Origin of the sequence: Pricia mediterranea (genome assembly GCF_032248455.1) — a bacterium.
GTDB classification, from domain to species: domain Bacteria; phylum Bacteroidota; class Bacteroidia; order Flavobacteriales; family Flavobacteriaceae; genus Pricia; species Pricia mediterranea.
In genome coordinates, this window is sequence record NZ_JAVTTP010000001.1 from 3,214,683 (window position 1) to 3,237,906 (window position 23,224).

17 protein-coding genes and 1 pseudogene are annotated in these 23,224 nt (G+C 47.7%); 8 read left to right on the top strand and 10 right to left on the bottom strand.

Going from position 1 to position 23,224, the window contains the following annotated elements; all coding sequences use genetic code 11:
• Window positions 1-85: 85 nt before the first annotated feature.
• Entirely contained in the window at window positions 86-6,313 is a 6,228-nt protein-coding gene (locus RQM65_RS13180; RefSeq protein ID WP_314015677.1) for an alpha-2-macroglobulin family protein, read from the bottom strand.
• A 195-nt stretch (window positions 6,314-6,508) separates the two neighbouring features.
• Between RQM65_RS13180 and RQM65_RS13185 the strand changes: the two genes are divergently transcribed.
• The 4 genes from RQM65_RS13185 to RQM65_RS13200 all read left to right on the top strand — a co-directional run bounded on the left by RQM65_RS13185 (window position 6,509) and on the right by RQM65_RS13200 (window position 10,630).
• On the top strand, window positions 6,509-7,042 hold the full coding sequence (locus RQM65_RS13185; RefSeq protein ID WP_314015679.1) for a DUF6702 family protein: 534 nt from the start codon (window positions 6,509-6,511) through the stop codon (window positions 7,040-7,042).
• A gap of 141 nt (window positions 7,043-7,183) precedes the next feature.
• Window positions 7,184-9,490 carry a M1 family metallopeptidase gene (locus RQM65_RS13190; RefSeq protein ID WP_314015681.1) on the top strand — a complete coding sequence of 769 codons (2,307 nt, stop codon included), beginning with the start codon at window positions 7,184-7,186 and terminating at the stop codon, window positions 9,488-9,490.
• A gap of 225 nt (window positions 9,491-9,715) precedes the next feature.
• Window positions 9,716-10,054 carry a Sec-independent protein translocase subunit TatA/TatB gene (locus RQM65_RS13195; RefSeq protein WP_314015683.1) on the top strand — a complete coding sequence of 113 codons (339 nt, stop codon included), beginning with the start codon at window positions 9,716-9,718 and terminating at the stop codon, window positions 10,052-10,054.
• Between the two features lie 3 nt (window positions 10,055-10,057).
• The gene (locus RQM65_RS13200; RefSeq protein ID WP_314015684.1) at window positions 10,058-10,630 is read left to right on the top strand and encodes a phosphatase PAP2 family protein; all 573 of its coding nucleotides are present in this window, start codon (window positions 10,058-10,060) and stop codon (window positions 10,628-10,630) included.
• Here RQM65_RS13200 and RQM65_RS13205 read toward each other — a convergent pair.
• Window positions 10,596-11,237 (bottom strand): O-methyltransferase, encoded by a 642-nt coding sequence (locus tag RQM65_RS13205; RefSeq protein WP_314015686.1) that lies wholly within the window; start codon window positions 11,235-11,237, stop codon window positions 10,596-10,598. The genes RQM65_RS13200 and RQM65_RS13205 overlap by 35 nt on opposite strands.
• 140 nt (window positions 11,238-11,377) lie before the next feature.
• On the opposite strand from RQM65_RS13205, the gene kynU reads away from it, so the two are divergent.
• Both kynU and RQM65_RS13215 read left to right on the top strand, forming a co-directional pair.
• Complete coding sequence (kynU, locus tag RQM65_RS13210) at window positions 11,378-12,646, top strand: kynureninase (RefSeq protein WP_314015687.1); 1,269 nt, start codon at window positions 11,378-11,380, stop codon at window positions 12,644-12,646.
• A 207-nt stretch (window positions 12,647-12,853) separates the two neighbouring features.
• Window positions 12,854-14,002 carry an MFS transporter gene (locus RQM65_RS13215; RefSeq protein ID WP_314015688.1) on the top strand — a complete coding sequence of 383 codons (1,149 nt, stop codon included), beginning with the start codon at window positions 12,854-12,856 and terminating at the stop codon, window positions 14,000-14,002.
• Between the two features lie 323 nt (window positions 14,003-14,325).
• Here RQM65_RS13215 and RQM65_RS13220 read toward each other — a convergent pair whose 3' ends face one another.
• Complete coding sequence (locus RQM65_RS13220) at window positions 14,326-15,069, bottom strand: hypothetical protein (RefSeq protein ID WP_314015689.1); 744 nt, start codon at window positions 15,067-15,069, stop codon at window positions 14,326-14,328.
• 109 nt (window positions 15,070-15,178) lie between these two features.
• On the opposite strand from RQM65_RS13220, the gene RQM65_RS13225 reads away from it, so the two are divergent.
• Window positions 15,179-15,727, top strand: coding sequence for a ClpP family protease (locus RQM65_RS13225; RefSeq protein WP_314015691.1), 549 nt, complete (start codon window positions 15,179-15,181; stop codon window positions 15,725-15,727).
• Between the two features lie 228 nt (window positions 15,728-15,955).
• Here the strand turns inward: RQM65_RS13225 and RQM65_RS13230 are convergent, their stop codons facing one another.
• From RQM65_RS13230 to RQM65_RS13245, 4 genes and pseudogenes are all read right to left on the bottom strand, one after another.
• Window positions 15,956-17,488, bottom strand: a complete 1,533-nt coding sequence (locus tag RQM65_RS13230) for a cryptochrome/photolyase family protein (RefSeq protein WP_314015693.1) — start codon at window positions 17,486-17,488, stop codon at window positions 15,956-15,958.
• Between the two features lie 176 nt (window positions 17,489-17,664).
• Window positions 17,665-17,970 (bottom strand): annotated as a pseudogene (locus tag RQM65_RS13235) (FAD-binding domain-containing protein); the annotation flags it as partial.
• A 15-nt stretch (window positions 17,971-17,985) separates the two neighbouring features.
• Entirely contained in the window at window positions 17,986-18,960 is a 975-nt protein-coding gene (locus RQM65_RS13240; protein WP_314015695.1) for a deoxyribodipyrimidine photo-lyase, read from the bottom strand.
• Window positions 18,961-19,074: 114 nt separating this feature from the next.
• Window positions 19,075-19,212 carry a DUF2256 domain-containing protein gene (locus RQM65_RS13245; protein ID WP_314015697.1) on the bottom strand — a complete coding sequence of 46 codons (138 nt, stop codon included), beginning with the start codon at window positions 19,210-19,212 and terminating at the stop codon, window positions 19,075-19,077.
• 181 nt (window positions 19,213-19,393) lie between these two features.
• Between RQM65_RS13245 and RQM65_RS13250 the strand changes: the two genes are divergently transcribed.
• Window positions 19,394-20,758: an FAD-dependent oxidoreductase gene (locus RQM65_RS13250; protein WP_314015699.1), complete on the top strand. Its 1,365-nt coding sequence runs from the start codon at window positions 19,394-19,396 to the stop codon at window positions 20,756-20,758.
• A 40-nt stretch (window positions 20,759-20,798) separates the two neighbouring features.
• On the opposite strand, the gene RQM65_RS13255 is transcribed toward RQM65_RS13250, so the two are convergent.
• From RQM65_RS13255 to RQM65_RS13265, 3 genes are all read right to left on the bottom strand, one after another.
• Window positions 20,799-21,236, bottom strand: a complete 438-nt coding sequence (locus RQM65_RS13255; RefSeq protein WP_314015701.1) for a DUF4174 domain-containing protein — start codon at window positions 21,234-21,236, stop codon at window positions 20,799-20,801.
• A gap of 88 nt (window positions 21,237-21,324) precedes the next feature.
• The gene (locus RQM65_RS13260; protein ID WP_314015702.1) at window positions 21,325-22,104 is read right to left on the bottom strand and encodes a zinc ribbon domain-containing protein; all 780 of its coding nucleotides are present in this window, start codon (window positions 22,102-22,104) and stop codon (window positions 21,325-21,327) included.
• Window positions 22,105-22,109: 5 nt separating this feature from the next.
• Entirely contained in the window at window positions 22,110-23,204 is a 1,095-nt protein-coding gene (locus RQM65_RS13265) for a Nif3-like dinuclear metal center hexameric protein (RefSeq protein ID WP_314015704.1), read from the bottom strand.
• Between the last annotated feature and the right edge of the window lie 20 nt (window positions 23,205-23,224).

A 23,224-nucleotide genomic window follows, 5' to 3' on the forward strand; every position in this document is an offset into this window, starting at 1 on the left:
GTCTTGACTCCTGCAAAATAGAATTGGTTTTTCACTTTTCACTTTTCACTGCCATTGCCACCGCTACACTAACCGCCACTGCCCATTATCTACCGTCTACTGCAACCCGTACCCCCTCCGAATGACTACTGAACTCCGGAGCGTACATGCTCTGTATCGTGGTAATACCATTGCTGAATTCCCCAGCGTTATTGACCCTTAGGTCGTATTCGAACACATACACCCCCTTGGGCAGATAGTCGAAAAAGAAGTCGGTACTGGCATCCTTGGTGCTTTCGTAGTAGCCAAGGCCGTCCTGCCATTTATATCGGGACAGGACGTTGACAGGCACAAAACCGGCGGCCCGCATGTCTTTCATGTGCAGAAATTCCATCGCCCGGTCGGCCCGGAGCTCGATACGCACCCGGACCAAATCACCCACCTCTACCTTCGTTGTGGGCGTGATTTCGGAGATTGCTTCCCCGGTTTCGGTGTTTTTTTTCAGAAATAGTTTTTTCTTGAGGTGCAAAGGGGTCTCGGCGGATGTTATCTTATCCAATTCCTCAAAATACTGCCAATAGAGCGCGCCCCATGCGATGCCTTTTCCTTTTTTGTGCAGCTGTACCTCGGCCAGCTCGGGTTCAATTTCGTTGGCGTTCCAAATAGTCTTATAGTAACCGGTGCCTGCTTCGATCGGCACTTTCTCCCCTTGCAGGCCAGCGGCATGGGAAGCATCGATGTTGTCGCCCCCGACAAGCACCTCGACGGCATCGGTAATGGACAGCCAATCGCTTCCATGCAGCAAGAGGGCGTACGTCGCTTCGGCGGTGGCTTTGGTGGTTCGCCATTGGTTGGTCTGTTTGTGTTTGAGCAACCATACCTTGAGCTCGTCAATGGTTTTCGTATCGTTTTGAATTTCCCCAAAAGCCTCTATTATAAGGGCCTGTGCCTCGATCGGCGCTTGATACCAGTGCCAGGACGGCGTATTTTCTTTCCAGTACATGCCAAGTTCTTCGGAGGTGATACTGTTTTCTCTTAGCCCACGTAGTATCTTATTGGCGGTGTCGCCGTCGTTCATGCGGGATAGGGCCAAGGCCAGCATTCCTTTGGGGTAGAGGTCTTTGTTGGTCCAATATTTTTGGGCTTGGCCTTTATAGTACGCGGTAATTTCATCTACCTTTTTGGATGTTTTGATATTGGGGAAGAAACTTCGCATATAGAGATAATGGATCTGAGTGGGACTCAAATGGTCGTCCTCGATATTTTGGCTATGCTTTTTCATACGCTCGTACTCTTTTACGAACTCCGAGTCGAGATAGGCGATGGCGTTTTGGAGCATTTCCGAAGCGCCTTTCCCGAGCGCGATCGAAGGGCCCGACCTCTCGTCGGAGCCTGTCCTGAGGGCAATCGAAGGGCTTGAGATGGCGTTCAGTCTTTTTAGGTGGCCCATTCCCGCTACGATATACTGGGTAACGACCCGATTGTCCGGCCCGCCGCTGAACCACGCCCAGGCCCCCGAGGGTTTCTGGTTGCTTTTCAGCTTGTCAAGTTCGTTGGTCCGCTCGTTTTTCATCCTGTTCATATCGAACAGAAGGGCGATCCGCTTTTTCTGCTCGGATTCGGATTGGGCAGCACGTACCCAAGGAGTCTCTTGAATTAAGAGGGATTTCAGTTCTTCGTTTTTTTCCAAATTACTGAGCAGGGCATCGGAACCTGCCCATTGCTCGAACACTTCTCTAATCCGAGGATTTGAATTGGCGATATGCTCTGCCAAGCTGTTGGCATAATACCGCGCAAAAATCTGCTCGCTGCAATCGTAGGGATATTCCATCAAGTAGGGAAGGGCTTGCACCGCATACCAAGCAGGGTTGGAGGTGATTTCCAAGGTCAGTTTGTGGTTTTTTAGGGTGGGGGACTTGGTATTCTTTAGTTTGTCCAGTTGAAACGTCTTGGTTTGGTCGCTGCGGACCCACATCGGAAGGGTTTCCGTAACCAGTTTCCGGTTGGTCAGCACGGGAAGCAGGTTTTGCTCCCCGTCGCTAAAATTCCCGGCTTTGGCCACCACCTTGTACTGTACCGCTTGAACATTCTTGGGAATTTTGAGTCGCCATGAAACTTGGGTATTGCCCATCGAGTCCACCTTAAAAGAGATGTCCTGGATTTCTTTTTTTGCCTTGGGATTTTTACCGGCGGCACCATTGCCGGTCGCCGTCCGGTCTTTTTTGTAATTGTGGCCCGCTTGCCCCGAACGAGCCACATCAAATGAAGCAATCAGTAGTTTTTCCGTAATGTCCTCATGGGTCAGGGCATCGGTCAATACCAGCTGGGCCTGTCCGGAAAGCATTTGCTCCGTCAGATTGGAGATTTTGGTACTGATGCTGACTTCGTCGCCTTCTCGAAGAAAGCGAGGGGCGTTCGGGATGACCATCAGCTCTTTTTGGGTCACGGTTTCCATCCGGGTCATGGTACTTTTAAGGGACTCCGTATGGGCCAACAACTGCAGTTTCCAGCGGGTCAGGGCCTCCGGGGTCGTAAAGTCGAAGGAAACGTTTCCATTCCCGTCCGTCCGTAGTTGCGGAAAGAAAAAGGCGGTTTCCTGTAGGTTTTTGCGGATCGGTACTTGGTCGGGGGAGATGTCGCCCGATGGGTCGCTACCCGTTTCTTTGTTTTCAGCTTCCTCCGTGATTACGTTTTCGTTTAAGGCAGCCTCGGTAGCGCCTATCTCCTCAAATTCCACATCTGACGCTGCCTCCGGCATACTGTTTTTTTGGGTCCTGTGAAGCGCATTTGTAAAATGATATCCATTTCCAAAGTACAATCCGAACCACTCGAACGTATCATAGCGTTGCGGGGTAAAATTGTAGCTATCCCTGTTCAAATACGTTCTGAACGAAGTAATCCCATAACTTTCACGGGCATTGACGTATAGATTTGAATTGTACGCAGACCGCATCAGCGGATCAAAGCTCCAAGAATGTTCGCGAAATGCATCCAGCGAGGCATCGTACATCCCGGCCAAAAGTTCGGCGGATACCTTTTCGCCCTTGGGACCTTTTATCTTGAAGGACCAGGTTTCGTCAGTACCGGGGGATAGCTTGTCCCGGAAGGTCAAGGTCTCGATTTCCAGGTCCGAATTGGGATAGGGCACGGAAATGGAAAGCGAACCCGATTCGAACGCGTTGTAGGCCGACAAGCTGTAGTTGATGGCAAAGCCTCCTAAATCATCGGCGACTACGGGAACGGTGAGGGAGGTCGCATTATCTTTCAATTGGATAATCCATGTATCGACAATTTTTTTATCCTTTTCCACAAAAATGGAAACGCTCAGGTTTTCGGAAGCCGAGGCCAATGTGACCTCGACATCCTCCCCGACGGCATAGGATTTTTTGTCCGTTGAAATCCGGAACAGCTGGTTGTCCGCTACTTTTTTATCGGCACCCCCGTACAAGGTCGTTTGGGCAAGGGCCCTTACTTCCTGCCCGAATCTATCCGTAGTTTCCAGTTCGACAACATATTTTCCCGGGTCCCATTTTTTGGGAATTTCCAGCGGTATTTCAGTGGATTTTCCGGTATCGAAATCCGATTCCCAGACCAATTTTCCTCTTTCCCAATTTGTCGGGTCATGTTCATCGGCAAAGGCCTCGTGGGGAAAGTGCCTTTTAAATTCCGTTTTCTCCCAGTTTCTGTAATCCGGTGCCGCCCAGGGTCTTTGGCGCAGCACGCGGTCGGGGGCCTGCAACTTGTACATTTTAAGGGTTCCGCGTGCATCCACGGCCAGCCCGTTGAGGTTTTGTGTTGCAATGCCCAGCGTATCGGTTTCGCTGTCTTTGTTCAAGCGGTCGGGAATATCGATGCTTGCGGTAAGGGCATGGTAGCCCACGGCGACGGTTGTGGTCGCGGTATGGGTCTCCCCGTTGATATCGGTTACATCGGCGGTTACCTCGTACCGGAATATCGGTTGGTTTTCTTTGGGAATACTATGATCCGGTATTGCCTTGAAATCGATCTCATAATTACCGGAAGCATCGGTCACGGTCTCTCCCCGGGCGATTTCCTGCGGGGGTTGGTTGAAATAGGGGCGGCGCCAATAGTACCATCCCGGAAAACGGACCACCCTTTTTACCCGATAACTGACTTTAGCATCGGTGACCTGGCTTCCGGCATAGGCCGCGGCATTCCCTACGACGCTAATTCGGTCGTTCACCCGAAAGGTTTTTGTAACTGGGGAGAACGAAGTCTCGAATTTGGGGCGCTTATACTCCTCTACCGAGAAATGTGCATATCCGCTCAAGGCTATTTCCGTAGAACTCGCCTGCAAGGTATAATTGCCGGTCAGCCCCGTATCGGGCAGGATGAATTCCCCCGAAAAGGAGCCGTAATCGTTGCTCTCAAACCGCTGTGTTTTGACGGATTGACCGTTGACATCCCTTAAATCGACCTGTACCTCGGCATCTTTAAGAATGCTTGATTTGTTCTGTTTTTTTTGGATGGCTATACCTTTGAAATATAGGGGCTGCCCGGGCCTATAGATGCTGCGGTCGGTAAATAGGAAACATGAATTTTCGGAATTCGCGGGATTCGAATCACGCCTGGCACCGACATAATAGGGTCCGAATCTAGCCGTATCGTCCCCTTGGGCTACCTGAATCCGAATATCGCTCCAACGCTCTTCGGATAGGGGGATACGGATTGTACCGTCCTTATCGGTGAACATGGTTTTGTACAAATCGGGTTTGTTGTGATTTTTGCGATACGTGAGTTGGACTTCCGCCCCTGAAATGGGATGCCCGTCGGTTCTATGTATAACCTGAAAACTATAGGAATCCGACGTTTCGAGGGTGATCAAGGCCAAGTCGGTCACCTGAACGGGACTAAAGGAGAAGGTTTTGGTTTCGGGGGAATGGCTATCGGAGACCTCTCCATCATTATTGTTCTCCTTTCCATCATTTTTGGCAGGGATAGCCATGATGATATACTGTCCGTTTTCCAATCCCGGCAGCAAGACCTCGATGCCGTGCTGTTGGTAGTCCCCCTCATCCTTAAGGGAAGTATCCCAGGTTTTTGCTACCTTGAGTTTTTGCAGGAATGCAAGCTGTTTGGTTTGCGGATACGTTTCGTTCAGCAAATCCAGCTCCTCCTGGGATATCTCAAAGGCCCTTAGTTGCAGCTTTCCGATGTTTTTGTAGCGGACCAATAGCAGCGCATCGGTCCGATTGGGGATGTGCCGTTCGGTGGTCAGTTGCACGTCGGGGGCCAGGATTTGGAATTTTAGGGCCCTGCATTTCTCCGCGCCCCGGCTGTCCGGAAATCTAGCGATAACAGCATCGCAAAGTGCCAGGGCCTCCTTTAGCTTCCACCGCCGATCATCATCTTTTTTTGGGGTGTAGCTATTGCCCTGCCGATGGTACAAACGGGCCATTTCATAGCTGTATAGGGCCGACACTTCGTGCTGTTTGAGGTTTTCGGCGGAGTTCTGAAGTACGTCAAGATAGATCTGATCTTTGTTCTCCAATACCGCATTTTCGTGGATGTAGTTCAGGCGCTCTATATCTACCTCGACCAGTGCATCCAGTCGGGGATGGGGAAAATGGAATTGTAAGAGCTCTTGATATAACAATAATGCTTTGGCCTGTAGGGAAGTTTGGTCTTTGGTGGGAATTTTTTTTTGAGTGAATGCATAGGCTCCGCATAGTAGTTCGGAATCGGCGATCTCGAATTGGTCCGCCGGGCGGGTGATACCGGTTTCGTCCGTTTTATAAAATTGAAGCGCGGAATGGGCCAGCAGGTCGAAAAGGGTAGGGCGATAGGTATCGGATTCGGGGCGATCGATCAGGATGTCCTTGAAGTCTTTCAATCCCGTTTTTTGAAGACCTTCTTTGTTTTCCAAGGAGGCCTTGAAATGCCGGTCGATTTCATGGAACAATGTAGTCAGGTCCCAAGTCCTAAAATCGGTGGTATCGACCTTGGTAGCGGTTTCCGTCCGATTGTAAAATCGATGGCGATTTTGTTGAAAATACTGCCAATACAAATGCGCCAAATAGCTTTCCAGCACGTTTTTGGCGGGGAAGTCCGCTTTCCGGATTTCCGAGCGAAAATCTTCGATGATCTTCAGTTGGGCATCTTCTTCCAGGGTCAGGACGTATTTTGATGTGTAGAGCAAGGTCTTGATGATCTGTGCGGCATTGTTATCGCTTTTTGCCTTCTCCGAAATGATCCGCACTTGGTTTAAGGCGGATTTCGTCAAATCGTCTTTTTCAAATTGCTCGACTTTTTTCCACAGGGCACTATAAAAGTCGTCCTGATTTTGCGCATTGCCCGTTAACAGCGTTAGCATTAATACGGGAAGAATGAATGTGAGTTTCGAAGGGGTCATTGCCGGCATAGAGCATTAAAGTTACGGAACAAAAGGGTTACAAAACCTATGCCACCTTGAATTATCGATCCATGAAGGGCAGTCGCCCATCTTTGTAAGTAAAGATTGATTAGGGACGGATAGCGTCGGCATACTACCTCTAAAATTTTTATTTTTGTGGATAGCGCCGTTGAAATCAAGGGTATGAACATCCTGAAAAAATCTTTAGTAGTCTTTATCCTCCCGTTGTTGGCCTTTGCGACCGCCCATAAATTCTATGTGAGCGTCACCAATGTGGGATATTCCGAAGATGATAACGCACTTCGGATTACGACCCGGGTCTTTATCGATGATTTTGATAATGTATTGCGGACAAGGTATGATTTTGCGGCAAAATTAGCCACGAAAAATGAATCAAAGCAAGCGGATGCCTTCATAGAAAAGTATGTCAGGGCTAAATTCACGGTCGAAATCAATGGGAAGAATGCATCCTATACCTTTATCGGAAAAAAATACGATGCCGATATGATGATTTGCTACATTGAGGTGCCGGACGTCGATTTGGCCCGCACTACATCCATCCAAATAACAAACGAAATACTGACCGACCTGTTCGATGACCAAAAGAATATCGTACATTTTAAAATCGACGGCAAAAGCAAAAGTTTTGTCCTTCTGAAATCCGATGCCAAAGGAATGTTAAACTTGTAGCATGGCAGTTATAGCTCCTGAGAAAACTTTACATTTCGGTGATGGGCGCTGCAATTATTTCTGCGAAAAGAACAGCTGAAGTCAGTTTTTAAGCCTTAGCGTGGTAGATCCCATAGACTTACATCAAACCCCATGATAAATATGAATATACTTGGAAAAGGATTGGTTACGCTTCTGTTTTTGTCCGCGAGCCTAGTTGCCGCACAAGAACGACAAAACTCTGAGGGCGGCCATTACAATCAGAGCAAATTCAAACAGCTGTATGAGGAGTTCGCCACCCCGAACACGTATCGATCGGCCTCGGGCGCGCCAGGTCCCGATTACTACCAGCAGCAGGCGGACTATCAGATGGATATTGAACTGGACGATAAGAACGCCAAGATCTACGGCGAGGAAACCATCACGTATACCAATAACTCTCCCGACGCCCTGGAATACCTATGGGTACAGCTAGACCAAAACGTGCGTGCGAAGACCTCGAAATCTCCCTTGCGCGACGGAAAGGAGATAGCTCTGGCCGAGACGCCCAACGAGTTTGCGAACAAATACCTAAAAGCGCCCTTTGATGGCGGTTTCAATATCGATTACGTGAAAGATGCGAACGGCAAGCCGTTGCCCTACACCATCAATATGACCATGATGCGTATCGACCTTCCTGAAATTTTGGGGAGTGGGGAACAGGTTTCTTTCTCGATCAAATGGGATTTTAACGTTCCGGATCATACTGTAGACAGGGCGCGTTCGGGTTACGAGTACTTTCCGGAAGACGGAAACCGGGCCTATGTAATCGCCCAGTTCTTTCCCAGAATGGCGGTGTACAACGACGTAGAGGGCTGGCAGAACCACCAGTTTTGGGGAAGTGGAGAGTTTGCGCTGCCCTTTGGGAATTACGAGGTAAATATCACCGTGCCGGCCGATCATGTGCTCGACGCCACCGGAAAGCTTCAAAATAGGGAGGAGGTTTTCTCAAAAGAAATGATGACTCGCTACGAAGAAGCCAAGACTTCTTACGACAGCCCGGTGCTTATCGTCACCCCCGAGGAAGCAGAAAAGGCCGAAAAAAGCTTCTCGAACAAGAAAAAAACATGGCAATTCAGGGCAGAAAATGTGAGGGATTACGCTTTTGCCACGTCCCGAAAATGGATATGGGACATGCAGGCCGTGAAAATGGGCGACTGCGATGTGATGGCGGTGTCACTCTATCCAAAAGAGGGGAATCCGCTCTGGGAAGAGTATTCGACCAAAACCGTCGCGCATACCTTAAATTCGTATTCGGACCATACTTTTGAATACCCATACCATAAGGCCATTTCGGTACACGCCAAGAACCAAGGCATGGAGTACCCTATGATCTGCTGGAACTACGGCCGGCCTGCCGAGGACGGTTCGTATTCCGACCGGGTAAAATTCGGGATGATAAGCGTAATCATCCATGAAATCGGACACAATTTCTTCCCTATGATCGTCAACTCCGATGAGCGCCAGTGGGGGTGGATGGACGAGGGGCTCAATACCTTTCTACAATATATGGCGGAGCAGGAGTTCGGGGAGAAATATCCCGAGGCTATCGCCCCGAAGGACAAATACCCCTCGCGTAGGGGCGACCCTTCGAAAATCGTACCCTATATGGCGGGTGACCAGCTCACCCTATCACCAATCATGTCCAATCCCGAAAATGTGCACCAGTTGGGCCCCAATGCCTATGGAAAGCCAGCCACGGCCCTCAACATTCTCAGGGAAACCGTGATGGGCCGGGAACTTTTCGACTATGCCTTCAAGATCTATTCCCACCGCTGGAAATTCAAGCATCCCACCCCTGAAGACTTTTTCCGTACTATGGAAGACGCCTCCGCCTTTGACCTCGATTGGTACTGGAGAGGCTGGTTCTATACCACCGATTATGTGGATATCGGGGTAAAGAGAGTAGATAAATTCTATGTGTCCGACGTGCCCGATAAACGGATGCAAGAGTATATGGCGGCCCGGAACATCTCGGAGGCCGATATGCCGGCCATGGTCTATTTGGCCGTGGAAGACGGGCAGCGGTCCCACGCCGAACTGGAGCGGAAAGCACCCGCCGAAAGTTCGCAGTCCCTCAAAGAATTTATGATGGACAATATGACGATAGAGGAACGCGCCAAGGTAAGAAATCCGAAGTATTTCTATCAGATCACCTACGATAAACCTGGGGGGCTGCCCATGCCCTTAATCGTCGAATACACCTATGCCGACGGAACGACCGAGAATATGACCTATCCGGCAGAAATTTGGCGGAAGAACGATAATGAGGTCAGCACGGTGGTCGCCTCGGAAAAAGAACTCACAGGGGTGGAGGTTGATCCCAAGGCCGAAACTGCCGATATCGACACCACCAATAATACCTGGCCGAAAAATGCGCAAAAATCCGATTTCGACAGAATGAAGGAAGAGAGTATAAAAGGGCAATAGGGGGGACTTTGCTTAGGTGTAGGGCTGTGACCTGCCTATTTACCGCGCGAATTGGGGGGCTAGATGTTTTAAAACTATGCAAGTCAAGATTTCGGCCCGAACCGTTCATCCCAAAGGGCACTTCTCCCTCTTAGAGGGTGTCTTTTCGGTTCCTCCCGTTCGGAATGTAAAAACCTTCGGCTATATTTTTTCGTAAGCATTCTTAAACTTCATTATATTTGTAGCATGTTCGCAATGTATTTTCTTTTTATCAGCGGGGCCGAGATATTCTTTATCATGTTTATCGTGGTCATGGTTTTTGGTGCCGATAAGATTCCCGACATTGCCAAAGGTTTGGGCAAAGGTATGCGACAGCTTAAGGATGCTACGGAGGATATCAAGCAAGAAATCCAAAAAAGTGCCGATAAGCAGGGGGTCGATACCAGTTTTGTCAATGATATAAAAAGGGATATCGATGATGTGAAAAAGAACGTTACCGAGGGCATCGGCACCGATATTAAAAAGGAAGTCGACGAGGTCAGAAAAAACGTGAACGACGTTACCGGAACCATCAAAAGAAAGTAGGCTTTGCTCGAACGGATTTTGGAGTGGGATCGGGATACCTTCGTTTATCTGAACAATCTCGGTATTGAACAGTACGACCAGTTTTGGATCACCGTTACCGATTTTAAGACTTGGACACCCCTCTTCCTATTGTTTTTTATCCTTATTGTCTGGAAATATCCCAAGCGGGACGCTATCTTCGTCATTCTTACCATATTGGCGATGTTGTGGTTTGTCGATACCATTACCGACCTGACCAAGCATGCTGTTGCAAGGCTTCGTCCTAACAATACAGAAGAAATCAACACCCTGATCCGCATCTTGAAGACCCCTACGAGCTACAGTTTCTTTTCGGGGCATTCTTCCAGTTCCTTTTCGATAACAACGGCGGTGGTGCTGTTTTTACGGCACCGTTTCAAATGGAGCTGGCTGTTTTTTCTTTGGCCTTTGCTGTTCGTGGCCAGTAGAATTTTTGTTGGCGTCCATTTTCCCCTGGACATTATCGTAGGTTCTGGCGTGGGCGTTCTTTCCGCCATGTTCTTTTACATGCTTTACGTACGGCTTATAGCACCCTGGTTAGGCTTAGGCCATCCCTGATCGGCAATAACACAGTTTCTACCCGAGGGTCGTTCTTTAGCATTTCGTTGTAAGTAAGCAGCGTCTGGGTAGCTTTATCCTTACTATCTACGGGTTCGACCACTTTTCCCGACCAAAGTACATTGTCCGACAAAACGATGCTTCCCGACTTTGTCTTTTCCAGGATGAGTTTAAAATAGTCCGGATATTCCTTTTTCTCCGCGTCGATAAAGACGAGGTCGAAAACTACATTTAAGGTGGGGATAATGGATTTGGCATCGCCTGTGTGCTGTACGATCTGTTCTCCGTAGCCACTTTTGTCAAAATAGTTACGTTGCATTTCGTGAAGTTCTTCGTTGAGATCTATAGTATGCAGCTGTCCCTCTTTCTGGAGTCCTTCTGCCAGACAGAGTGCCGAGTAACCCGTATAGGTACCTATTTCCAAGATGTTTTTCGGATGGATGATTTTCGAGAGCATGCTTAGCACCCGCCCCTGAAAATGGCCGGTCAGCATTCTGGGCCTTACGACTTTCAGGTGCGTTTCCCGGGTCAGTTCCTGCAGCAGTTCAGGCTCATCTTGGGAATGGGATGTGATATAGTTTTCGATTTCTGTAGATAAAAAATGCATGGACCTGTTTTTAAAGGGATATCGACTTGCCGGAGCGGTAAAATAATCGCGCTTGTTTTCGGGCAAAAATAGTGAACATCGCGCGACCTGACAGGTGCAAACTTAGATAGCGAAATCGTATTTTTGACAAAAACACCGTTATGATGTTTGAGAACACCCTGGCCTTTGCCAAAAAAATGGATGCCCATGACCCGCTTCGAAAGTATCGTGGGGAATTCCACTTTCCCAAAGTAAATGGGGAGCCTGTTATTTATTTTACGGGCAATTCCCTAGGGCTGCAACCTAAGCGGACTCAAAAATATATTGATGAGATACTGTCCGATTGGTCTGAATTGGGCGTTGAGGGGCATTTTCATGCGGATAGGTCCTGGTGGGATTACCACGAGCTCCTGGCCGCCCCTCTGGCCAAGGTCGTTGGGGCGAAACCTAACGAGGTTTCCGTGATGAACACCTTAACGGTAAACCTACATTTATTGATGGTCAGCTTCTATCGGCCTACGGCAAAGCGTTTTAAAATTCTTTGTGAGGAAAAAGCCTTTCCCTCCGACCAGTATATGTTACAGAGCCAAGTGCGTTTTCATGGCCGTGCGCCGGAGTCCGCCATTGTTGAGGTCAAAAAACGGGAGGGGGAGCACTTTTGGCGCACTGAAGACGTAATCGCCAAAATAAAGGAGGTCGGAGACGAATTGGCCCTCGTCTTGATCGGGGGGGTGAATTACTACAACGGACAGGTATTCGATATGGAGACGATTACTGCGGCCGGTACCGCGGTCGGCGCCCGGGTAGGGTGGGACCTGGCCCATGCCGCGGGCAACGTGGAAGTGCAGTTGCATGATTGGAACGTCGATTTTGCCGCCTGGTGCAGCTATAAATATATGAACAGTGGTCCAGGTAACGCTTCGGGGGTGTTTATCAACGAGAAATACCATGCCAAAACGGATATCCCCCGGTTCGAAGGTTGGTGGGGCACAAAAAAGGAAAATCGGTTTTTGATGAAACCGGAGTTTGAGCCCATGCCGAACGCCGATGCCTGGCAGTTGAGCAATCCCCCGATACTATCGCTAGCCCCCTATTTGGCATCCCTTGATATGTTCGAGGAAACGGGAATGGCACCCCTTATCAAAAAACGTAAAAAGATTGTAGCGTATCTGGAGTTTATCCTTCGTGAAATGGATAGGGAAACCAAGGGTTCTTTTGAAATCATTACCCCGGAGGCCAGAGGTTGCCAGCTTTCCGTTTTTCTTCACGGGCAGGGCAGATCGCTGTTCGACTTCCTGATGGAAAATGGCGTGGTCACCGATTGGCGGGAACCCAACGTCATCCGACTTGCCCCGGCTCCTTTTTACTGCTCTTTTGAAGATATGTATCGCTTCGGACAACTGTTAAAACAAGGAGTTTCCAGGCTTTGACAGCCTGGGTTAACCCTTTTGACCAATAGTATTTCCCGAGGCCCTGTCCGGACCCCCCCCACGTAGTTCGTTCGGTAAAATTTCCCTTAATGCTGTCTCAGGGATAGCGTCCGTGTAATACGATAGGCGAGGAACCGATTTATGTTCAATTTTTAAGTTATACTTGCAACTGCTTTACCAAGTGCCTCCGAATAAATTTCGAACTCCATGAAATCCCTTCGCCTGATTCTCACCAATGCCCGTTATTTCGGTCCCGCATGGGTCTTTGCGAGCATTAATATCCTTTTTGGTACCTGGGCAATCTACATTCCCACGGTGAAGGAGAATCTGCAAATTGATAAATCGCAACTGGGCATCGCCCTTTTTTTCCTGTCATTGGGGGTGTTCGTTGTTTTTCCCATAGCCGCGAAGATCATCAATAGGCTGGGGGTAGGGAGATCGACATGGTACGGGGTGGTCTTAAGCTGTATTACTGCCCTTTTGCCGATCTTGGCCCCAAGCTACTCTATGCTTATGGCGGCCCTATTCCTGTTCGGGGCGGCGAATGGTTTTACCGATATTTCGATGAATACCCTGGTCACGGAACTGGAAAAGGAAGACGATAGGAAATTTATGTCCGCATCACATGGATTTTTCAGCCTTGGTGGGGTCTTGGCTGGTCTCGGCAGTTTTTTGATCGGCCCTTTAGACAATCCCGTCTTGCATATGGGGATAGCCGTGGCCCTTGTATTTATCGTTAATTTGATATATCACCGAAGGTATGTCGCCATAGTGGCGGCCCGGGTCGAAAAGGAATCGTTTAGCCTGGGGCTGTTTAGGCCGCTGTTGTTGTTGGGACTGATTTCTTTTGTCGCTATGGGAAGCGAGGGGGCTATCGTCGATTGGAGCGGACTCTATCTCAAAGAGATCAGTTTGGCACCGGAAACCCTATGGGGCGCAGGGTTTTTGGGCTTTCAGGTCACGATGACCCTCGGTCGCTTTTTTGGGGATGGTATCAGTTCTAGGATCGGTTCGATAAAAATGGTGGGATTTGGCGTGCTATTGGTGATGATCGGGTACGGTCTCGTACTCTCAACACAGACGTATCTGGCAATTTTAGGATTTGGGTTAAGCGGACTCGGATTTTCGGTGATGGTACCCGAAATCTTCCGGATCGGGGGCAATGTCAAGGGAATTGACTCTTCACAAGGGGTCTCGTTTATAGCGGGCACGGGATATACGGGATTTCTGCTGGCCCCTCCCATCTTAGGCCTGATCGCTGATCGTTTTTCCTTGGTTGCCTGTTTTATTGTCCTCTTCGGATGCTCCTTTTTGATCTTGGGATCGACCGTGGTCTTACAGCGCAGAAGGTCATAAGGCAAGCGAAGAATAAAAGTTTTACCTTAATATGACGTTCGCGATGCTAACACGCTTTATCTGATCAGCTTCTTTTTAGCTTAAAAAAACAGCGCCAAGAGCCAAAAGCCACGTAACTTACACGGGCCGTTGGTCCGTGATATCTTAGCCACCTGATCGTAATCGGGCGAGCTTCTTGGCATTTGTATCCGATATCCCCTAGGCTCTATCCAAGGCAGTTCATTCCCTTGGGGTTGAACGCCCATATCTTGCCTCTATTTTTCCTTCTTTGGAATTTGGAATTTGGAATTTGTTTTTTGGAAGTTGACATCTATCGAGATGGTTTATTCCGTAGTGACTTCGACGTCTGTAAAATACAATTTAAAATCACCCTCTTCGTTCTGGTGCATTTCGGCAATTTTGAGTCCGCCTTTTTCGGTGTAATCCTCCCAAGTAGTAATTAGTGAGGGTTCCGCCTGATTTCCCTTTCGGTACACCCATTCCCGAACAATGTAATCATCCCCGAAGTAAACGTCATACGCATCACCGGGAGTGTATCCCCCTTGATCGTCATAGGTTACTGTCAATTTTTGCATGGTTTCGCTGCTGATCGGCGCTTCCGTTTCCATGGTATGCTCGGTAACGATGCTTTGTTCATCCCATTTAAAATTTATGGGGGCCAGCAGCCAGAATTTATCGTTGATAAAATTGGCATTGGTTTTTTGAACGGTACTGTCCATCTCATTGCGATTATAGATCAAGGTGTCTTCGGCCGTCATCGCGCTTATCTCGTTGGTTTTGGGTTTCCATATCCAAGAGCGTTCGAAATGTGGATTTCCTTCCCGATCGACATTGAAGGTGAACTTGAGTTCTTCGACCCTTGGCCAGTTTTCAATGCCATTGGCACTAGCGATCTTTTCGAGGATGCTTTGCTCTTTCTTCTGATTTTCGCTCTCCACCGTTTCGGCGGTACTGCTTGGTCCGGCATCGTTTGCTTGGTTTTTCGGCTCGGATTTGCAGCTTGCGAGAAGTACTAGGGCCGAAAGGCCTATGGTAGCGAGATATTTCATTTTTGTGGTTTTTTTCAAAGATAAGCGTTTTTGGATGTCCCGGAGCAGAAGTTTCCGGATGGATGACTTTAAGGGAACTGAATTTTCGGATAAATTGAGTATTTTTGCCCTTTATAAAATAGAAGGAATGAGTTCAAAAAAAGGAAAAGTTTACGAAGCCGTACAGGAAAAATTGCTCGATGAAAGAAAGATATTTCTATGGGGCATGGTTGACGACGATTCGGCCAAGCACGTCATCGATCGCCTGATGTACCTGGATTTTCAAAATGATAAGGAGATACAATTGATTATCAACAGCCCCGGCGGATATGTTACCTCCGGCTTCGCCATTTATGATACGATCAAACAGATCAAGAGTCCAGTTTCTACAATTTGCTCAGGTCTCGCAGCCTCAATGGGCTCTATTCTTTTGTCCGTTGGCGAGAAGGGACGCCGTTTTATACAGCCGCACGCCCGGGTAATGATTCATCAACCTAGTGGCGGTGCACGCGGACAAGCCTCTAATATCGAAATACAAGCCAAGGAAATTATCAAGACCAAAGAATTAGGCGCCAAAATACTAGCTGAAAACTGCGGTCAGTCCTTTGATAAGGTAATGAAGGATTTTGATCGTGACTATTGGATGGGGGCCGAAGAATCGGTGGAATACGGTATTGTCGATGGGATTTTGGAATAACAATCCCCTTTGTTGCCCGGGGCAGCTATTAAGAAATAACCTAAAATTGAAAAAGTCCTTCGCAATTTCGATTGCGAAGGACTTTTTGGATATATATAGACGCCGAAGCGGATAGTACAATATATACGGGAAAACTTAGCAATTTGGATTTGGAGATCGGGTTAAGTAAATCTTAAAAAATCTCCGTCGTTTGGATTGATATCTTAAATGTTGCCCGGATACCGGTTCTCAAAACCGTTCTGGATGCTCTATTACTTCTTTGGCTCTTTCCTTTAGATGCTTTAGCTCATTTTTATCCTTTTTTTCCAAGAGGCTCATCATCATGTTCATCCGATGGTTTTTTGCAAAATGTTCTCTTTTCTCATCCAGAAAATTCCAATATAGCGCATTGAAGGGACAGGCATTTTCTCCTAGTTTTTTAGTGTGGCTGTATCGGCAATCGCTGCAATAGTTGCTCATTTTATTGATGTAGTTCGCGCTGCTGACGTAGGGCTTGGTGGCGATAAGCCCGCCGTCGGCAAACTGGCTCATGCCGCGGGTGTTCGTAATCTCGACCCATTCGATGGCGTCGATATAGATGCCGAGATACCACGCATCGACTTCATCGGGGTGAACCAGGGTCAGCAAAGCGTAATTGCCGGTGATCATCAAGGGTTGAATATGGTGGGCATAGGCTTCGTCGAGACTTTGGGTTATGGCATGGCGCAAACAGTTCATCTTGGTGTCTCCGGTCCAATAAAAATCGGGCAGCTTGTTGTGGTTTTCCAGTTCATTGTATTCGCGATAATCGGGCATTAGGGCCCAATACATTCCGCGCATGTATTCACGCCATCCTAAAATTTGGCGTACAAAGCCTTCGACCTGTGATATGTGAATGTTTTCCGTATGGTCGTAAAAGTAATCAAGTACCTTATCGACGACCTCTTTGGGGGAAATCATTTTGCTGTTCATCGCAAACGACAAGCGGGAGTGGAACAGGAATTTTTGATCGGTATGCAGGGCGTCTTGATAGTCCCCGAAGTGAATTAGTAGATTTTTACAGAAATAGTTCAGCACCGAAAGGGAGTCCGCCCGAGAGGTGGGCCAGCTAAAATTCTCGGCATCGATGCTTCCAAAGGTTGCGATTCCGGCATTTTCGAGGGCCTTCAATACCTCCGAAACATCTTTGCGAAAGCCGCGCTCGTGGGGTATATCGTGTTTGCCCGTCCATTTTTTCCGGTTGCTGTGGTCAAAATTCCATTTTCCGCCTTCGGGTTGGCCGTTGATCATCATTACATCGTGCTTTTTACGCATCATCCGGTAAAAGCTCTCCATGAGATACTGTTTCTTGTTCGAAAAGAAGTTTTTCAGCTCGTAGCGTTCCGTGTAAAAGTGTTCGGAATCGACGGCCTCCGTTTCGATTGAAAGTGCTTTGCAAATGGACTTCAGCTGATCGTCAAGTCGGTACTCGTCCGGCCACTGGTATTCGAATTTTTCTGCTGCTGTTTCCTGCACATACTTCTCGATGATTTGCTCTAGGTCTTGTGGATTTTGCTCATCGTCAATTTTGAGATAGACGAAAAGATGACCTTTCTCCGACAGTTCTTCCTTAAAATTGCGCATGGCCGTAAAGAAGCCGACCACTTTTTGGATATGGTGCATGACATAGTCGGTTTCCTGTCGCATCTCGGCCATGAGATAGGTAACTTTGTCGTCGGTAGCGTCGAACCAAGAGTGCTTTTGATTCAATTGGTCTCCTAAGACCAGCCTTAATTTTTTCATGCGTTAAAATGTTTTTAATTATTTAGAAATAAGCTAATTAAAAAATTGAGAATCACGATAGCTATCGGGATAACGCTGCGCTCTCGCATGAAAAATATTAAACATCGCCTTTGGCGAAAAAATTTTAAAAATTTTGTTCATGCTCATTTCATATAAAAAAGTTTGTGGGTATTATTCTAAAACAGCCGCTCCTGCAGCCAAAGCTGTTGAAACTTACCTTGCCTATCGTACCGCTGGGCCTGACTTGTAATGTTGAATTTTCTGTCTCTTGGATCGTTACCGACCCCGCTGTTGTACATCCAGTTGCCCCAGTTGCTGTGTACGTCGTAATCGATCAGCAAGCTTTCAAAATAGGCGGCGCCGATGCGCCAGTCCTGTTTCCGTTCCTTGGCCCAAAAGCTCGCGACATTTTGTCGGCCACGGTTGCTCATCCAACCCGTTTCCGCGATTTCTCTCATATTCGCGTTGACAAAAGGCTCTTTAGTGTTTCCGGTCGTCTAATTGTCTTTGGCCTTGTCGGAATTGTCCCAAGAATATTCCTTTTCCAAAATTCCCCCGATCTGAAATATTTTGCTTCCATGTTTGAGGGACACGTACTTAAAATAATCACGCCAAATCAATTCGAAGATCAGCCAATAGGTGCTATCGTTCTTGTTCACTTGCTTTTCGAAATCCTTGACTTCTCGATAAACGGTTCGTGGGGAGATGCTGCCATTTGCCAACCATGCGGAAAGCTTTGAGCTGTAATCGGTTCCGATCAACCCGTTTCTTGTTTTTTTGTAGGAAGCGAGTTTTTCGGTATTCCAAAAGTAACCCTGAACCCGTTGCAATGCTTGTTGTTCTCCTCCTTTGAACGGAAAGGCTGTTCGTGAGTCCGTTTCAAAATTGTCGAGTCCCAGTGCGTTCAGATTCGGAATTTCGGTCGTATTGTCTTTAAGATTTTGCGTCGGCATCGGTTTGGGCGAATCGATTACCGCCCTGACTTCCGCATTTTTTTCACATATCTTTCGAAAGTGGGTATATACCTTGGGGATATCGCTAAACTGCTCAAAGGGGATATCCTCGGGATGAAACAAGAACTGGTCGTAGGTTTCCACGAATTTGGTTGCGGCAGGAAGATTAGCGACGAGCGCATCCAATATATGGGTTTCCTCCCGGGTCCATTCTTTCTGCAAATAAATGGTCTTGATATCGTATTTCTGGACCAAATCAGGAAATACATTTTCTGGAGTATCCATAAAAACATACAGGGGAATATTTAAATTTTCCAGATTGTCTTTCAGCTCGGTCATTGTTTCTATCAAAAAGCGGCCACGGTATTTTTCGGTCTTTTTGAATCCGAAGTCCCCCATGGCATAGTGACGTGGGTCAAAAAAATATACCGCGATTACCGATTCGCCCTGACAGGCTTTTATGAGCGACGCGTTATCGGCTATTCTGAGATCGTTCCGAAACCAGATACAATTTTTCATATAAAGGTTAAATTTAAGCAAGTAAGGGGTTGATTGCCGGTATTGGCGATACTTTGGTGACATCATTTGTTTTAAAAAGAGGGATTCGGAAACTAGGCCCTCGACGGCTTTGCCCTAAGGTTTATTTCGCCGGCACCGCTCACTACAATATTTGACCTGACCCCAATCTTTTTGCCATTTTTTGCGCCAGGTGAAGGGCCGGCCACAGGTAGCACAGATTTTTGAGGGCAAGTGCCGCTTTTTATGTGCCATGTTCAGTTTTGTTTGATAAAAATAATAAAAAGCTAAACAAGTTCTGCATCGAGAGTGAAGTTATGGAGAACAGGGGTGGTATAAGGGGGAGAGGAACAATTAATTTTGGTACATTTAGGGCTTTTATGTGGAATTGCCAACGGCTCATGCGCTCCAGATTGTTTTAAAACAAACCGATAAAATGACACAAACCCCAAAAAGCATTGCCATCATAGGATCAGGATTGGTGGGGTCGCTCTTGGCGATATACATGAAGAAGCGGGGCCATGAGGTTACGGTTTTTGACAGGAGACCCGACATCCGCAAGACCGAATTTTCGGGCCGTTCCATAAATCTTGCAATGAGCGATCGGGGTTGGAAAGCGCTCCGGGAGGTCGAAATTGAGGACAACATCAAAGAAATTGCCATTCCCCTTGACAAAAGGGCGATGCACGTCATCGACACTCCCCTTTATTTTCAGGAATATGGAAAAGACGGGGAGGCCATATGGTCGATTTCCCGTGGGGTTCTAAACCGGCGGATGATTGAAATCGCAGAGCGATCCGGCGTCCACTTCAAGTTCGAGGAAAAGGTCTGGGACGTTAACCTGCCAGAGGCAAACCTGTACACCGGGGAGACCGAGAAAGGGGAGTGGACCGAATATCGCTTTGATATCATTTTTGGCTGCGACGGGGCATTTTCAAGAGTTCGTCATAAAATGCAGCGGCGCAGTCGCTTTGATTATTCCCAACATTTTATCGATGTGGGGTATAAGGAGCTATCGATACCGGCCAATCCCGACGGAACGCATAAGTTGGACAAAAACTCCTTCCATATCTGGCCGCGGGGCGATTTTATGTTCATCGCCATGCCCAATCTCGATGGCAGCTTTACCTGCACTCTGTTTATGCCCTTCGAGGGAGCCATTTCTTTTGAGAGTATAACGACAAAGGCGGAAGCCAAAACCTTTTTTACGACCTACTTTCCAACGGTGCAAAAAGAAATCGATAATTTGACCGAAGATTTTTTCAAAAACCCGACCAGCGCCATGGTCACCATGAAGTGTTACCCGTGGACGTACTGGGACAAAGTGGCACTCGTAGGCGATTCGGCCCACGCCATTGTTCCTTTTTATGGGCAGGGAATGAATGCTGGTTTTGAGGATATTTTCGTCTTAAACCAGATCATCGACAAACACGGAGATGATTGGGAGCATATTTTTCAGGAATACCAAGAGGTGAGAAAACCCAACGCCGACGCCATCGCCGAACTCAGCTATCGCAACTTTTTGGAAATGAGCAGCAAAACGGCGGATTCGGAATTTCTGCTACAAAAGAAAATCGAAAAACGGTTCGCCGCCAAACATCCCGATAAATGGATTCCCGTCTACAGCAGGGTCACCTTTTCCGATCGTCCCTACGCCGAGGCCTTGGCCGTGGGCGATGCACAGGAGGAAATTATGCGCCGGGTGATGCAGCTGCCCGAAATCGGAACACAATGGGATAGCCCCGAGGTGGAGATGATGATGCTCGATGGCCTACGGGAAGAAACAGTGAACATGGACTGAACAAAAAAGGCCGGATTCAGGACGTGGCGCGACCCGAGACTTAATGCTTCCCTTTTTTCCGCATCTCGGCCCTCCGCATGGGCATTCCGTCAATCAGGTCAAAAATGCTCCGTGGGGGTACCTCGAAGGTCTTCTTTAGTTTCGAGCCGCCATCTTTTCCGATAAGGACAACCCCACTGAAATTGGAATCCATATTGAATTTGTTGAATATTTCATTTGCCGTCAGTCGTACCGGGCTGCCGTCGGCGGCGTATACTGCGTCCGGTGTCACCCGAAAAATGATTAAATCCCTGTTTTTCAAGGCTTTTTTGTCATGGGTCAATTCTGTCAGCTGTGATGTAAGCGCATCGGAATTTGGAGTAGCATCGAACAAAAGGAGGATTCGATTTTTCCATTGGTAGTCTTCCAGACTTTGGGCATTTAAATGCTGCGAAAGGGTCACGGAAAGTAGTATTAGGATTACAAAGGAAGATTTCATAGCTTTTTAAGCTAGAAGATAACAAAAAAATGCCACCCACTTGTACCGGATGGCATTTAGATAAGTTTATGGAAGATTGCGAGTGGCGCTACAACTTGCCGAACATCTTGTCCATTTTTTCCTGCTCCTCTTCGGCCAAGACGGGGTCGACCAGAATTCTGCCGCTGTGTTCGTCGGTGATAATTTTTTTGCGTGAAGCAATTTCGACCTGTACTTGGGGAGGGATGGTGAAAAAAGACCCCCCTGAGGCGCCCCTTTCAATGGGCACTACGGCCAATCCGTTCTTGACGTTGGTACGGATTCGGGTGTAGGCCTTTACCAATCGCTCTTCGATTTCTTCCTGAAATTTTTTGGATTCGTCCAAAAGGGCTTTTTCCTCTTTCTCGGTTTCTTTTAGAATGGCATCAAGCTCATCCTTTTTATGCTTGAGATGCGACTGGCGCTCGGTCAAACGCTCTTTGGTTTCGGCGATGACCTCTTTTTTCTGCTCGATCTGTGCCTTGAATTCCCTAATGTTCTTCTCGGCCAATTGTATTTCGAGTTCCTGGAATTCCAACTCCTTACTGATGGAATTGAATTCCCTACTATTGCGAACGTTCTTTTGCTGTTCGGCGTATTTTTTTATCAGGGCCTTGGCTTCCTCGATCAAGTTTTTCTTGGCTCCAATTTCAAAATTGATGGTCTCCACATCGGTCTTCAGCTTGTCCATCCGAGTTTTGAGTCCCGCTACATCATCTTCCAGATCCTCCACTTCCAAAGGAAGTTCACCGCGCACGTTGCGTATCTCGTCGACCCGTGAGTCGATCAGTTGCAGATCGTACAACGCCCTTAATTTTTCCTCTACCGTCGATTCTTTCTTTTTAGCCATATTTCTTATAAATACTTGATGGGATTGGTTTTACTTTCCGATAAACGGACTGCAAAATTAGGCATTTTTTTCGTAAGATAATCAACCAGAAGGTTTTTTGTAAACTGCTCGGTTTCATAGTGTCCGATATCCGCAATGACCAGTTTGCTTTCCGCTTTATAAAATTCGTGGTATTTGATATCGGAAGTTATCAGTACATCGGCTCCGGAGGCTTTGGCGGCATCGATGGCAAAGGCGCCGCTGCCCCCCAAAACGGCGACTGTCCGCACTTTTTGGTCCAAAAATGCCGAATGTCGGACGACCGATACGTTCATTTTCTCCTTGACCCTTTGTAAGAACTCGCGTTCCGCAATCGGTTCCGGTAGTTCGCCGATCATGCCCATCCCAAGGTTTTGATCGGTGTTTTGTACGGCGAACACCTCATAGGCCACTTCTTCGTAGGGGTGGTTTTTGAATAGGGAAGCTAAAATCCCGTTTCGGAGGCGTTTGGCGTAGATGACATTGATCTGGGTTTCTTTCTCATAATGTATTTTCCCGATTTCGCCCTTGACCGGGTCGGCTTCGTCCCCGGACCTAAAGCTGCCCGTGCCTTCCAGATTAAAGCTGCAATCGCTGTAGTTGCCAATATTTCCGGCGCCGGCCTCGAACAGTGACCTGCGTAGGGGTTCTGCATCCTTCCGTGGAACATAGGTGACCAGTTTTTCCAGCGTCCCCTTTTTTGGTATGAGGATTTTCGGATGGATTATCCCCAGGGTTTCGCAAATTTTTTCATTGACCCCGCCTCGAACATTGTCCAAGGCCGTATGCATGCTGTAGATGGCAATACCGTTGCGAATCGCCTTGATAACGGTACGCTCGACGTAGGTGCGTCCTGTCAGCTTTTTCAATCCCCCGAAAATTATGGGATGAAAGCTGACAATGAGGTTGCAATCGGTGGCCAGGGCCTCATCGACCACGTTTTCCAACGTATCCAAGGTTACTAGGATGCCCTTTACTTCCTCCTGTGCGTCGCCTACCAATAATCCGACATTGTCGAAATCCTCCGCATAGTCCAAAGGCGCCAATTCTTCAAGTATTTCCGTAACGTGTTTGATTTTCATTTATAGGTTTTTAAGGTAAT